Origin of the sequence: Curtobacterium sp. UCD-KPL2560 (assembly GCF_001705035.1) — a bacterium.
In the GTDB taxonomy this organism is placed as follows: domain Bacteria; phylum Actinomycetota; class Actinomycetes; order Actinomycetales; family Microbacteriaceae; genus Curtobacterium.
The window spans coordinates 15,947-28,909 of sequence record NZ_MCIG01000038.1 but is presented as its reverse complement, the minus strand read 5'-3'; the positions used below and the strand labels follow the sequence as shown (position 1 = coordinate 28,909).

Genomic DNA, 12,963 nt, shown 5'->3' with positions numbered 1-12,963 from the left:
GGCTGGGACGGGTCTGGGCGGCACCGCCGCCGGACAGCACGGCGCCCCCGCCGACACGTGGTCGGACGGGGGCGCCGTCGTGCTCGGACCCGGACGCTCGGCCCGGTGCCCGCGAGGACTCAGTACTCCTCGGAACCGCTCTTCATCATGGCGGCGACCGCCATGCACATCCCCACGCCGCCGAGGACGCCGATGCCGATGATGACGCCTGCGATGACTTCGAGCATTGGGGACTCCTCGGTTCCGGGGCCGGCACCTGACCGGCCGGGGTGACTGCGTCCAGGCTACCGGACGGCAGCAGTGGGGGTGGGTGCGGCACACGGTCCGTGCCGCCACGCACGGCGGTCGGGTCCGCTGTGCGCCGCGCGCCGTGCGACCGCTCGGAGGGTCACCGCACGCCGCGCATGAGCCGCAGCACCGGCTTCGTGCACAGGAGCAGCACGACCCCGACGGCGACCGCCGCGAGGCCGAGCACCGTGAAGTACGGCGCCTCGTTCGTCGGGTCGTAGTACTTCGCGAGCACACCGGTGACCGCGGTGCCGAGCGACACCGACAGGAAGAACAGCGCGACCATCTGCGTCTGGAAGCGTGCCGGCGCGAGCTTCGTCGCGATGGACTGCCCGACGGGCGACAGGAACAGCTCGGCGATCGTGAACACGAGCAGGATGCCGACCAGGGCGACGAGCGGGGTGCCGTGCTCGCCCGTGCCGGCGAACGGCAGGAAGAGCAGGAAGGCGAGGCCCATGATGCCCGTACCGAGGGCGAACTTCACCGGGGTGGACGGCTGCCGGTCACCGAGCTTCGTCCACACCGCGGCGAACACGCCGGACAGCAGGATGATGAAGACGGGGTTGATCGACTGCGCCCACGCGACGGGCATCGTCCAGTGCCCCAGCGACCGGTCGAGGCGCTCGTCGGCGTAGGTCGTCACGACCGTGAACTGCTGCTGGTACAGCGACCAGAACACCGCGCTCGCGACGAAGAGCGGGATGAAGCCGAGGACCCGGGACCGTTCCTCGGCCGTGATGCCGCTCGTCAGGATGACGACGAAGTAGGTGATCGTGGCCACGACCACGACGGCGACCACGATGCTCGGCAGGGTGCTGACGGTGAGCAGGCCCGTGAGCACCGCCACGACGACGAGGACGAGCACCACGACGGCGATGCCCGCGACCAGCGGCAGCCGACGTCGGTCGACGGGGTTCGTGGCGTGGCGGACGACCTCGGGCAGCTTGCGGCGCCGGACGCCGTACTGCACGAGGCCCGCGGCCATCCCGACGGCTGCGAGCCCGAAGCCCCAGTGGAAGCCGAGCGTGCTCTGCAGCAGGCCGGTCAGGAGCGGACCGGCGAACGCACCGAGGTTGACGCCGAGGTAGTACAGCGAGAACCCGGCGTCACGGCGCGGGTCGTCCCGCGAGTAGAGCCCGCCGACGATCGTCGTCGCGGTGGCCTTCAGCCCGCCCGACCCGAGCGCGATGAGCACGAGACCGGCTCCGACACCCGCGACGCCCGGGACGAGGGCCAGCGCGACGTGGCCGAGCATGACGATCACCGCGCTGCCGAACAGTGTCCGGTCCGCGCCCGCCAACCGGTCGGCGACCCAGGCCCCGATGATCGTGAACAGGTACACCGAGCCGCCGTAGGCGCCCATGATCCCGGTCGCGAGCCCGCGGTCGATGCCGAGCCCGCCCTTCGTGAGCGAGTAGTACATGTAGATGAGGACGATGCCCTGCATCCCGTAGAACGAGAACCGCTCCCACAGCTCGACCGCGAACGGTGTGGACAGCTCGAACGGCTGCCCGAAGAACGTGCGTTCCTGCTTCGGCTTCGGTGGTGCGGTGGTTCCAGACATCCGCTCAGTCTCCCCCGTGGTCGGGCCTGCCCGGAAATCGACGATGCCCGCTCATCAATCCCGGACCGTGTGTGTTGGAGGGTTCCCACCACGACCACCCGCTCCTGCGGGACGCGGTTGTGCACCGGCACGGCGTCCGGGCGACTGTCGACGAAGGTGCCTAGCGTGGGTTCTGCAGCACGGACAGAGCAGTTCAGGAAGGCTCCCACCATGGTCGACACCGCACCCGCACGCCCCGGCACCGAGGCCCCGAACGCCGACGCCACGGGCGACCCGGCAGCGGGCACCCCGATCGGCGCCACCGACACCGACGTCCGCATCGACACGACGCTCCTCGGCGAGCTCCTGCTCGGGCGCTGGGCCGAGGACCGTCGCATCTCGCGCCGGCTGTCGAAGGACCCCGCGCTGCACAAGATCGAGGGGCAGCCGCTCGCCGAGCACCGCGCCCGCGCGCTCGAGCAGCTGCAGATCCTCGTCGACGCCGGGGCCATCCAGCGCCCCTACCCGCTCGAGTTCGGCGGCCAGGAGAACCACGGCGGCAACCTCGCCGCGTTCGAGGAGCTGACCACCGCCGACCCGTCGCTCCAGATCAAGGCCGGCGTGCAGTGGGGGCTCTTCGGCTCGGCCGTGCACCACCTCGGCACCGAACGGAACCACCGCGAGTTCCTGCCCGGGATCATCCGGTTCGACGTCCCCGGCTGCTTCGCGATGACGGAGACCGGTCACGGCTCCGACGTGCAGAGCATCGCGACCACGGCGGTGTACGACCCCGACACGCAGGAGTTCGTCATCCACACGCCGTTCCGCGGCGCGTGGAAGGACTACATCGGCAACGCCGCACTGCACGGCAAGGCCGCGGTCGTCTTCGCGAAGCTCGTCACCGCCGGGGTCGACCACGGCGTGCACGCGTTCTACGTCCCGCTGCGCGACGACGAGGGCACGTTCCTGCCCGGCGTCGGCGGCGAGGACGACGGCGTCAAGGGCGGCCTGAACGGCATCGACAACGGCCGGTTGCACTTCGACCACGTCCGGGTCCCGCGCACGAACCTGCTGAACCGCTACGGCGACGTCGCCGAGGACGGCACGTACTCGTCGCCGATCGCGTCGCCCGGCCGCCGGTTCTTCACCATGCTCGGCACCCTCGTGCAGGGCCGTGTGTCGCTCGACGGCGCCGCGGTCGTCGCGCAGAAGCTCGCCCTGCAGATCGCGCTGACGTACGCGCGCGAACGCCGGCAGTTCCCGACCGGGGGCGGCGAGGAGGGCGTGCTGCTCGACTACGGCCGCCACCAGCGCCGGCTCATCCCGCGCCTGGCGACGGTGTTCGCGCAGTCGTTCGCACACGAGAAGCTCCTGCGCACCTTCGACGACGTGTTCAGCGGTCGCGAGGACACGCCCCAGCGACGCGAGGACCTGGAGACCCAGGCCGCGGCGTTCAAGTCGATGTCCACGTGGTCGGCCCTCGACACCCTGCAGGAGGCACGCGAGGCCTGCGGTGGTGCCGGGTTCCTGGCCGAGAACCGGCTCACCGGGCTCCGCGCCGACCTCGACGTCTACGTGACGTTCGAGGGCGACAACACGATCCTGCTGCAGCTCGTCGGCAAGCGCCTGCTGACCGACTTCCGCGCGCGTGCGCCGAAGGACCCGACCTCGACCGCGAAGTTCGTCGCGGCGCAGGCGGCCTCGAAGCTCGCCGACGCCTCGGGCATCCGACGGCTCGGGCAGACCGTGGTCGACCGCGGCTCGATGGCGGCCTCGGTCGCCGACCTGCAGGACCCGTCGACGCAGCGCGCCCTGCTCGCCGGCCGGGTCGACACGATGGTGACCGAGATCGGGATGCGACTCGCCTCGGCGGGCAAGGACCGGGCGAAGGCGGCGCGGCTGCTCAACCGGTCGCAGCACGAGCTCATCGAGGCCGCCAAGGCCCACGCCGAGCTCATGCAGTGGGATGCGTTCACCGAGTCGATCGAGTCCGTGGCGCCCGGCGACACCCGGACGGTCCTCGTCTGGCTCCGCGACCTGTTCGCGCTCGGCCTGCTCGAGCAGCACCTCGACTGGTACCTCGTGCACGGTCGGCTGAGCGCCCAGCGCGCTCGGGCGGTCTCGGCCTACGTCGACCGGCTCATCGCCCGCGTGGTGCCGATCGTCCCGCAGCTCATCGAGTCGTTCGGGTACGCGCCCGAGCACGTCCGCGCCCCGATCGCCCTCGGCGAGGAACGCGCCCGACAGGACGAGGCGGCGGCGTGGTTCGCGGCCGAGGCGGCGGCGGGACGACTCCCCCAGCAGGAGAAGAAGCCCCGGCCCTAGCGCGTCGGACCGGCCCTGCGCGCGCATCGCGAGCGCGTGCGGGGCCGCCGAGCGGGCCCCCACACCGCGGGCGCGACCGCGCAGCGGGCACCCGCACCGCAGCCGGACAACAGGCACCAGGTCGGTGTCGCGGGGTTCAGCCCTCGCCGCGGGGACGATCCGCGCCGAGCGCACGACGCAGTCGCGCCTCGGCGTCGTCAGCCGTCCCGCCGGCGGCACCAGCACCCGACCCACCACCGGCCGGACCCGCGGGACCCGCCGACGTCCCCGGCGCACCGGCTCCGGACGCGGCCGCAGCGGCCTCGGCGTTCGCCTCGATGACGGCGCGGACGACCTCCTCGCGCTGGATCTTCACCCCGCGCGGCGCGTCGATGCCGATCCGCACACCGTCGCCCCGGCTGTCGAGCACCGTGATGACGACGTCGTCACCGACGAGGATCCGCTCGCCGACCTTCCGCGTGAGTACCAGCACCCCGTCAGCCTAGCGACAGCACGGGGACGCCCAGTCGGTGCACCGACTCCGGCGTGGCGGTCTCCCCCGCCCCGATCGCGACGATCCCGGCCACGGGCGTGCGCGACGCGACGGCTGCGACCATCGCGACGGTGTCCTCGTGCTTGCGGCCCACGTCGACGACGACCCACACCTGGTCCGGGGCGAGCCCCGCGACGGTCGCCGCGTCGTCCCACGCCGCGACGCCGAGCAGGGCGTGCCCCTGCCGCACCCCGTCGGCCCGGGCGAGGATCCCGGACCGTCGGTCGGCCGCGGGTGTGGCCCGCAGCGCGTACCGGGCCGCGAAGACCCCGGCAGCCGCGTCGACGTCCCCCGCGCGCCCGACCAGGAGCACGAGGTCGCCGTCCGCGGACCGCACGGCGGGCAGCGACGCACCCACGAGGGCAGCACCGAGCACCCCGTCGACCGCAGCCGACGCGACCACCGCACCCGCGCCTCCCGGCCGACGGTCGCGACCGTCGCGGTGGTCCCCACCGTCACCGCGGTCACGTCCGTCAGCGAGGTCAGCTGCGTCACGCCAGTCGGACCCGTCCTGGAGGCGCGACCCGGCCCCGTCGACCCGGCCCGCCTCCGGCGGGTCCGCCGTCGGGCGCGGTGCGCGGGGCGCGATGCCGTCCGCGACGAAGCCGTCGAGCACCGACGCGAACGCGTCGGCCCGTGCCGTCGCGGTGCCGTCGGCGCGGGCGATGCGTGCCTCGGTCTCGTCGGCCTCGGCGAGGAGCGCAGCGATCCCGACGCGGGTGACGGGGGTGTCGGCGATCGCGACGCGGGCGGTGACGGGGGTGCCGGGGTCGGGCACCTCGACGACGGCCTCGACGTGGGCACGCTTGAACAGCCCGCCGATGCCGGGGGTGGTGACGCGTTCGGCGGAGACGATCCGGGCGCCCGGGCCGAACTCGGCGCGGACGGCGTCGCGGACGGCCTCGAGCGTCGGACCGCTACGCAGCGATCGGGTCGGCGGCACGGACCACCCCCACGGTCTCGATGGTGGAGCCCGCGGCGGTGGCCTCCTGGTACGACAGCACGGGCAGGCCGTTCGCCTGCGCGGACACCATCCGGTGCACGGCGGGGCGGAGCTGCGGCGCGCAGACGAGGACCGCGGACAGGCCCTGCTCCTCGACCGAGCGCACGGCGTCGCGGAGGGACCCGAGGACCTGCTCGATGCGGTGCGCGTCGAGCACGATCTGCGTGCCCTGCTCGGACGGCCGGAGCCCCTCGAGCATCGACTGCTCGAGGAGCGGGTCGATCATGATGACCCGCAGCGTGCCGTCCTCGGCGTGGCGTGCGGGCAGGGCGGGCCCGAGTGCGGCGCGGGCGGCCTCGACGAGCCCCTCCGGGTCGGAGGACACCTTGGCGCGCAGGGTGAGCGCCTCGCAGATGCGGCCGAGGTCGTTGATCGGGACCCGCTCGGCGAGGAGGCCCTGCAGCACACGCTGGAGCTCGGCGAGCGAGAGCATCCCGGGCACGAGTTCCTCGACGGCGGCGGGGTTGACCTGCTTGACGCCCTCGGTGAGGACCTTCACGTCCTCGCGGGTGAGCAGTCGCGCGGCGTTGTCGCCGATCACGGCCTGCAGGTGGGTGACGAGCACCGAGACGCGGTCGATCACGGTCGCGCCGGTCATCTCGGCCGCGTGGCGGAGCTCGGCCGGCACCCACTTGCCGGCGAGCCCGAACACCGGCTCGACGGTCAGCGTGCCGGGCAGCCCGTCGAGCTGGTCACCGAGAGCCAGGACGCTCCGCGCGGGGGCGGTGCCGCGGCCGGCCTCGACGCCCGCGATGCGCACGGCGTAGGTCGACGGCGGGAGCTCGATGCTGTCGCGGGTCCGGACCGGCGGGACGACGATGCCCATGTCGACCGCGATCTTGCGGCGGAGCGCGCGGACCCGGCCGAGCAGGTCGTCGGAGGACCCGGACACCATGTCGACCAGGTCGGGGGCGAGCAGGATCTCGAGGGCGTGCACGCGCATCTGCTCGAGCAGGTCCTCGGGGGTGTCGGCGGACGGTGCGGCGGCCGCGAGGGCCTGCTGCTGCGCGGCCTCGGCCTCCTGCCGCTTCGCCTGCTGCCCGAGTCGCCAGCCGGCGAACAGCAGCCCGGCGCCGATGAGCAGGAACGGCACGATCGGCATCCCGGGGATGAACCCCATCGCGATCGCCGCGACGCCGGCGATCATGAGCGCGTTCCGGGATTGCGACAGCTGCTGCGCCGCCGAGGAGCCGATGTCGGTCTCGGCGCCGGAGCGGGTCACGATCATGCCCGTGGACACCGCCATGAGCAGGGCAGGGATCTGCGTGACCAGGCCGTCGCCGATCGTCAGGATGCCGTACTTCGACAGGGCGTCGGTGACGGACAGCCCGTTCTGCACCATGCCGATCGCGATGCCGCCGACGAGGTTGATGACGATGATGAGGATGCCCGCGATCGCGTCGCCCTTGACGAACTTCGACGCACCGTCCATCGCGCCGTAGAAGTCCGCCTCGGCGGAGACCGCCGCGCGGCGCTCCTTCGCCTCGGCGTCGGTGACGAGCCCCGCGTTGAGGTCGGCGTCGATCGCCATCTGCTTGCCCGGCATCGCGTCGAGGGTGAAGCGGGCCCCGACCTCGGCGACGCGCTCGGCGCCCTTCGTGACGACGACGAACTGGATGACGACGAGGATGAGGAACACGACCGCGCCGATGATGACCGACCCGGACACCGCGACGTGGCCGAACGCCTGGATGACGTCGCCCGCGAACCCTTGGCCGAGCACGAGCCGCGTCGAGGCCACGTTGAGCCCGAGCCGGAACAGCGTCGCGACGAGCAGCAGGGACGGGAACACCGAGAAGTCGAGCGGCTTCTTCACGAACAGCGTCGTGAGCAGGATCACCAGCGCGAGCAGGATGTTGCAGATGATCAGCACGTCGAGCAGGAACGACGGCACCGGCAGGATCAGCAGCAGGACGATGCCGACGATGAAGATCGGGACGGCGAGCTTGACGGTGTCCTTGCGGTTCATGCGGGAGCTCCCTGCGGGTCGGCCGAGGGGTCGGCGGTGGGACGGGACGGGCGGATTCGGCGCGGACGCAGGTCGCCGGTGAGCGTGGTGGGGTCGAGGACGGTCGCGACCTCGTCCGGGGTGGTCGGCCGCGGCGCCTGGTGCGTGCCGGTCGCGGCCCCGCGGGTCCTCAGGGCCATCACGAAGGACAGGACCCGGGCGACGGGCGTGTAGAGGTCGACGGGCACCTCCTGCCCGAGCTCGCACGCGGCGTGCAGGGCACGGGTGAGCGGGACGTCGCGGACGATCGGCACCCGTTCCTGCTCGGCGCGCTCGCGGATCACCTGCGCGACCGGCCCGGCGCCCTTGGCTGTCACCCGCGGTGCGGAGCGGCCCGGCTCGTACTTGAGCGCGACCGCGTAGTGCGTCGGGTTCGTCATCACGACGTCGGCGTCGCCGATCGCGGCGACCATCCGGTTCCTGCTCATCGCGAGTTGGCGGGAGCGTCGCTGCGACTTGACGAGCGGGTCGCCCTCGCTGTGCTTCGACTCGTCCTTGACCTCGCGCTTGGTCATCATCGTGCGCTTGCGGTTGCGGCGCACGACGACGAACACGTCGAGCGCGGCCAGGACGAGCCCGGCGGCGACGGCGGCGCGGAGCAGCGTGCCGGTGCCCTCGCGGGCGGCATCGAGCACCGAGGACAGCGGCAGCGACCCGCTCGACATGAGCACAGGGACGAGCGACTGCACCGCGAACCACAGGACGAGTCCGACGACCGCGGTCTTGAGGAGCGCCTTCACGCCGTTCCAGAGCGCCTGGACGCCGAACACACGCTTGACCCCGGCGACCGGGTCGAAGTGGTCGGGCTGCGGGGTGAGTCGGCGGACGTGCACGCCGCCCTGCACGACCGAGACGGCGAGGACCGCGACCGCGACGACCGCGAGCATCGGCCCGAGGGTGGCCGAGAGGGACGCCAGCGCGTCGGTGAGCGCCTGCCGGGCGACCGCGAGCGACGGTTCCGCGATGACGTGCTGCACGGCGCGGAGCTGCTGCTCGCCGGCCGCCGCGGCGTTGCCGATCGTCGCGGGCATGACGAGCGCCGCCATCGCGATGCCCGTCCACGCGCCGAGGTCCTGCGACCGGCCGAGCTGCCCCTTCCGGTGCACCTCCCGCATGCGCTTCTGGGTGGCCTGTTCGGACCGTTCCCCGCTGTCGGACACCGGGCCTCACCCCCGTCCCGTGATGGCCGCGACCGCGTCGCCGGTGAGCGACGACACGACCGCGGGCAGGGCCATGAACAGGGCGCCGGCGAACACGACGGTCAGGCCGATCTTGATCGGGAAGCCCATCTGGAAGGCGTTCAGCGCGGGTGCGAACCGGGTGAGCAGGCCGAGCCCGACGTCCGCGAGGAACAGCACGACGACGAGCGGCCCGGCGATCTGCAGCGCCGCGAGGAACATCTGGGACAGCGCGGCGACGAGCACCCCGGCGAGCGGTCCGAGTGCGAGCGTCCCCGGTGCCCCGTCCACGCCGACGAGCGGGACCGCGTCGAACGACCGCACGAGCCCGCCGACGATGAGCTGGTACCCACCGCTGGCGAACAGGAGCGCGAGCGAGGCCATCTGGAACAGGCGGGTGAACTGCGCGCCGTTCACCTGCGACTGCGGGTCGAACGCCTGCGCGAGGGTGAAGCCGCCGAACAGGTCGATGAGCGCGCCGGCCGACTGCACCGCGGCGAAGACGAGGTACACGAGGAAGCCGAGGGCCAGCCCGACGACGAGCTGGGCGAGCAGGGCGAGCAGGAACCCGCCGGTGTCGAGGGACACGTACCCGGCGGCGACCCGCGGGGCCACCCCGATCGCGAGCGCCAGGCCGAGGATCACCTTCACCATCGCGGGGAAGGCACGGAACGCGAACGGCGGCGCGATCACGAAGAACGCGACGAGCCGGACGCCCGCGAGCATCGTGGCCTCGAGCCGGTCCGCGTCGACGACGAGGTCCATCAGCCCGTCCCGAGCAGCTTCGGGATCATGTCGAACGCGGCGTGCGTGAACGACACCATCTCGGCGATCATCCAGTTGCCGCAGACGACCAGGGCGATCGCGACCGCGACGGCCTTCGGCACGAACGAGAGCGTGACCTCCTGGATCTGGGTCACGGACTGGAACAGCGAGATCGCGAACCCGACCACGAGCGAGGTGACGAGGACGGGTGCGGCGAGCTTCCCCGCGACGAGGAGCGCCTGCAGCGTGAGGTCGATGACGGCCTGCTGGTTCATCAGTGCACCACCTGGTAGCTCTGGATGAGCGACGTGATGATGAGCCCCCACCCGTCGACGAGCACGAACAGCAGGATCTTGAACGGCAGCGAGATCATCACCGGCGGGAGCATCATCATGCCCATCGACATGAGCGCAGCGGAGACGACGAGGTCGATGACGAGGAACGGGATGAAGATGACGAACCCGATGATGAACGCGCTCCGCAGCTCGGAGATGACGAACGCCGGGATCACGGTGGTCATCGGGACCGCGTCCATGTCCTTCGGGTTCGCCTGGCCGGCCGCGCGGGTGATGAGGGCGACGTCCTCCTCGCGGGTCTGGTGCAGCATGAACGTCCGGAGCGGCTTCGTGCCGAGCTCGACGGCCTTCGCGAAGTCGATGTGCCCCGCCAGGTAGGGCTGGAGGGCGTCGTCGTTGACGTGCCCGAGGACCGGCGCCATCACGAACAACGACAGGAACAGCGCCAGCCCGGCGAGCACCTGGTTCGGCGGGATGCCCTGCAGCGCGAGGGCGTTCCGGGTCATCGCGAGGACGACGAAGATCTTCGTGAACGACGTCATCATGAGCAGCAGGGCCGGCGCGACGCTGAGCAGCGTGATGCCGAGCAGCGTCACGACCGCCGACGACGGCGCACCGTCCGGGCCGTTCACGCTGACGCTGAAGTCGCCGGTCGCCGGGGCCGTCGGGGTCGCGGGCGCGGTCGGCTGGACGACCCCCGCGGCGTGCGCGCCGGTCGCGGTGAGCAGGACGACACCGGCGACGACCGCGGTGCCGAGGAGGACGACGGTGAGGGTGCGCCCGGCGCGGGCGGCGGTCACCCGGCCCGCCGGTCACGGAGCGCGGCGGCCGCCTGCCGCCAGGTGTCCACCGACAGGATCGAGCCCTGCAGCTGCTGCGCGGTCGGCAGCGCGGTGCGCTGGGGACGGCGGTTGCGCGGACGCATGGGCAGCGGCTCCGCCGCGTCGGTCGGGAGGACCGTGGCCGGGTCGACGTGCTGCTCCAGTTCCGCACGGAACCGGTCGGCGGAGGTGGTGGTCGGCTCGGCCACGGAGCGTGCGGCGGGCGCGTCGGGTGCGGACGGGACCGCGCGGGGCACGGTCGGGAGCACCACGGGGCCGGTCACGATCGCGAGCTCGGGTGCGGGGGCCTGGCCGCTCGTGAGCAGGGCGACGCCGTGCTCCGAGACGCCGAGCACGAGCCGCTCCCCCTCGACGTCGACCACGACGACGCTCGCCTTGCCGCCGATGCCGGTGCGGCCGACGACCTCGACGGTCGCCGAACGGCGTCCGCGGGCCTTCGTCCGGCCGAGCTGTCCCTTCGCGACGCGGCGGTGCAGCACCCACATGAGGGCGAGCACGACGCCGAGCGACAGCGCGACGCGGAGGACGATGACGAGGGTGTCCACCGGCGGGCTCAGACGCTCTCGGCGACGTCGAGGATCTTCGTGATGCGCACCGCGTAGTCCTGGTCGACGACGACGACCTCGCCGTGCGCGATGAGCCGGCCGTTCAGCAGGACGTCGGCGGGTGCACCGGCGCTCCGGTCGAGCTCCACGACCGCTCCGGGCTCCATGCCGAGCACGTCCCGCACGGACATCCGGGTGCGGCCGATCTCGACCGTCAGGGTCATCTCGACGTTGTTGATCCGGCCGAGGTTGCCGGTGGGCGTCGCGGCTGCGACCGCGGGGGCCGACACCGTGCCGTTCTCGCGGACCCGGATGCCGAACCAGCCCCCGGTGACGCCGGCCGACGACAGCTCGAACACGACCGTGTCCGGGTCGGCGAACAGCGACGAGGCCGACTCGCGGCGGGCGTCGCCGAGGACACCGACGCCGAGGACCGCCGCGGCGGCCTCGAGCGAGGGGCGCAGGACGTCGGTCACGTCGACGATCCCGACGTCGGTGCCGCCGGCGGCCACGACGGCGTCGAGGTCGGTGAGCACGAGGGCCAGGTCGGCCGACAGGCCGCCGACGAACGAGGCGACCACCGCGTCGGCCGCCGCTCCGAGGACGACGGGGGTCGCGCCTCCCGGCTGGGCCGTCGCGGTGAGGGGAGCCGCCGTCGGGAGCTGCGCCGCCAGCGACTCGGCGGCGGTCGTGTGGAGGGTGGTCGTGCTCATGCGTGCTGCTCCGAGGTGGTCGTGACGACGATGCCCGCGAGTCGCGAGCCGTTCGCGCCGACGGCGGCGGTGCCGACGGGTTCGCCGTCGACCGCGATGGTGAGGGGACGGTGCTGCGGGTGCGGCAGGGGCAGGACGTCGCCGACGGCGAGTCCGAGCACCTGCGCGGGCAGGACCGTGGCGGGCGCGAAGCGCAGGCCGACGCCGACCGGGACGGCCGCGAGCTGCGCGTCGAGGAGGGCCTTCGCGTCGGCGGCCGTGACGCTCGCGGTGTCCTCGCCGAGCTGCGGCAGCACCGCCTCGGCGGGCAGCGCGAGCGTGCCCGGGGCGATGCGGTCGCCGACGCGGATGTCGAACGAGGCGACGATCATCAAGTCGCCCTTCTGGGCGGCCTGGGCGAACTGGCTGTTGAACTGGAAGCCGCCCGTCGTGACCTCGTGCGCGAGGAGGCCGCCGAACGAGTACCGGAGGTCGTCGAGGGCGTCCTCGACGATCTTGCGGACGAGGGCCTGCTCGATCGGCGTGAAGGTGCGCTCCGGGGTCGGCAGCGGCTTCGAGGCGCCGAGCGCGTGCGACACCCAGGTCAGCGCGGCGTCGAGCGGCACCTGGAGGACGCCCTTCGGCACGAGACCGGCGATCGGCAGCAGCACCATGCCGGTGAGCGCGGGCAGCGACGAGGCGTACTCGTCGTACGTGCGGATCTGCACCTGGCCGCACGTGACCTGGCTCACCGCGCGGACCTTGGCGGTCAACTGCGTGCCCCACTGCCGCGCGAAGGTCTCGAAGGCGAGCTCGAGGACCCGTGCGTGCTCGCGGGCGAGCGTCGACGGGCGCGCGAAGTCGTACACCTCGGGCGCGGGCAGGGTCTCGGTCACGTAGGGCGTCTATCGGTCCGCTGGGGATCGGCCGGTAGCGCTGTACCCCG

12 protein-coding genes are annotated in these 12,963 nt (G+C 72.8%); 1 reads left to right on the top strand and 11 read right to left on the bottom strand.

The features are described 5' to 3' along the window. Positions 1-388: 388 nt before the first annotated feature. Positions 389-1,852: a peptide MFS transporter gene (locus BEP24_RS10140; RefSeq protein ID WP_065962975.1), complete on the bottom strand. Its 1,464-nt coding sequence runs from the start codon at positions 1,850-1,852 to the stop codon at positions 389-391. Positions 1,853-2,062: 210 nt separating this feature from the next. Here BEP24_RS10140 and BEP24_RS10135 point away from each other — a divergent pair, with 210 nt between their 5' ends. After that, positions 2,063-4,156 carry an acyl-CoA dehydrogenase gene (locus BEP24_RS10135; RefSeq protein ID WP_065962973.1) on the top strand — a complete coding sequence of 698 codons (2,094 nt, stop codon included), beginning with the start codon at positions 2,063-2,065 and terminating at the stop codon, positions 4,154-4,156. 136 nt (positions 4,157-4,292) lie between these two features. On the opposite strand, the gene csrA is transcribed toward BEP24_RS10135, so the two are convergent. Genes csrA through BEP24_RS10085 form a run of 10 tightly spaced genes read right to left on the bottom strand, consistent with a single transcriptional unit; the run spans position 4,293 to position 12,913 of the window. Continuing rightward, positions 4,293-4,628: a carbon storage regulator CsrA gene (gene csrA / locus BEP24_RS18050; protein ID WP_253181655.1), complete on the bottom strand. Its 336-nt coding sequence runs from the start codon at positions 4,626-4,628 to the stop codon at positions 4,293-4,295. 4 nt (positions 4,629-4,632) lie between these two features. Beyond that, positions 4,633-5,631, bottom strand: a complete 999-nt coding sequence (locus BEP24_RS10125) for a hypothetical protein (RefSeq protein ID WP_065962971.1) — start codon at positions 5,629-5,631, stop codon at positions 4,633-4,635. Continuing rightward, positions 5,606-7,660, bottom strand: coding sequence for a flagellar biosynthesis protein FlhA (locus tag BEP24_RS10120; RefSeq protein ID WP_065962969.1), 2,055 nt, complete (start codon positions 7,658-7,660; stop codon positions 5,606-5,608). Before BEP24_RS10120 ends, BEP24_RS10125 begins: the two co-directional genes overlap by 26 nt. Next, the gene (locus BEP24_RS10115) at positions 7,657-8,859 is read right to left on the bottom strand and encodes an EscU/YscU/HrcU family type III secretion system export apparatus switch protein (RefSeq protein ID WP_065962967.1); all 1,203 of its coding nucleotides are present in this window, start codon (positions 8,857-8,859) and stop codon (positions 7,657-7,659) included. Before BEP24_RS10115 ends, BEP24_RS10120 begins: the two co-directional genes overlap by 4 nt. A 6-nt stretch (positions 8,860-8,865) precedes the next feature. Beyond that, positions 8,866-9,642 carry a flagellar biosynthetic protein FliR gene (locus tag BEP24_RS10110; RefSeq protein ID WP_065962963.1) on the bottom strand — a complete coding sequence of 259 codons (777 nt, stop codon included), beginning with the start codon at positions 9,640-9,642 and terminating at the stop codon, positions 8,866-8,868. Beyond that, positions 9,642-9,917, bottom strand: a complete 276-nt coding sequence (fliQ, locus tag BEP24_RS10105; RefSeq protein ID WP_065962961.1) for a flagellar biosynthesis protein FliQ — start codon at positions 9,915-9,917, stop codon at positions 9,642-9,644. Before fliQ ends, BEP24_RS10110 begins: the two co-directional genes overlap by 1 nt. Next, positions 9,917-10,738 carry a flagellar type III secretion system pore protein FliP gene (gene fliP / locus BEP24_RS10100; protein ID WP_065962960.1) on the bottom strand — a complete coding sequence of 274 codons (822 nt, stop codon included), beginning with the start codon at positions 10,736-10,738 and terminating at the stop codon, positions 9,917-9,919. Before fliP ends, fliQ begins: the two co-directional genes overlap by 1 nt. Beyond that, on the bottom strand, positions 10,735-11,325 hold the full coding sequence (locus BEP24_RS10095) for a flagellar biosynthetic protein FliO (protein ID WP_065962958.1): 591 nt from the start codon (positions 11,323-11,325) through the stop codon (positions 10,735-10,737). The genes fliP and BEP24_RS10095 overlap by 4 nt, the downstream gene beginning before the upstream one ends. Positions 11,326-11,333: 8 nt before the next feature. Beyond that, positions 11,334-12,038 (bottom strand): flagellar motor switch protein FliN, encoded by a 705-nt coding sequence (gene fliN, locus BEP24_RS10090; protein ID WP_065962957.1) that lies wholly within the window; start codon positions 12,036-12,038, stop codon positions 11,334-11,336. Beyond that, entirely contained in the window at positions 12,035-12,913 is an 879-nt protein-coding gene (locus BEP24_RS10085; RefSeq protein ID WP_065962955.1) for a flagellar motor switch protein FliM, read from the bottom strand. The genes fliN and BEP24_RS10085 overlap by 4 nt, the downstream gene beginning before the upstream one ends. Between the last annotated feature and the right edge of the window lie 50 nt (positions 12,914-12,963).

What these genes read in the sequence shown, in the direction of transcription:
- BEP24_RS10140 (WP_065962975.1), bottom strand. Translation starts at nt 1,852, where the DNA reads ATGTCTGGAACCACCGCACCACCGAAGCCGAAGCAGGAACGCACGTTC.
- BEP24_RS10135 (WP_065962973.1), top strand. Translation starts at nt 2,063, where the DNA reads ATGGTCGACACCGCACCCGCACGCCCCGGCACCGAGGCCCCGAACGCC.
- BEP24_RS10120 (WP_065962969.1), bottom strand. Translation starts at nt 7,660, where the DNA reads ATGAACCGCAAGGACACCGTCAAGCTCGCCGTCCCGATCTTCATCGTC.
- BEP24_RS10110 (WP_065962963.1), bottom strand. Translation starts at nt 9,642, where the DNA reads ATGGACCTCGTCGTCGACGCGGACCGGCTCGAGGCCACGATGCTCGCG.
- fliQ (WP_065962961.1), bottom strand. Translation starts at nt 9,917, where the DNA reads ATGAACCAGCAGGCCGTCATCGACCTCACGCTGCAGGCGCTCCTCGTC.
- fliN (WP_065962957.1), bottom strand. Translation starts at nt 12,038, where the DNA reads ATGAGCACGACCACCCTCCACACGACCGCCGCCGAGTCGCTGGCGGCG.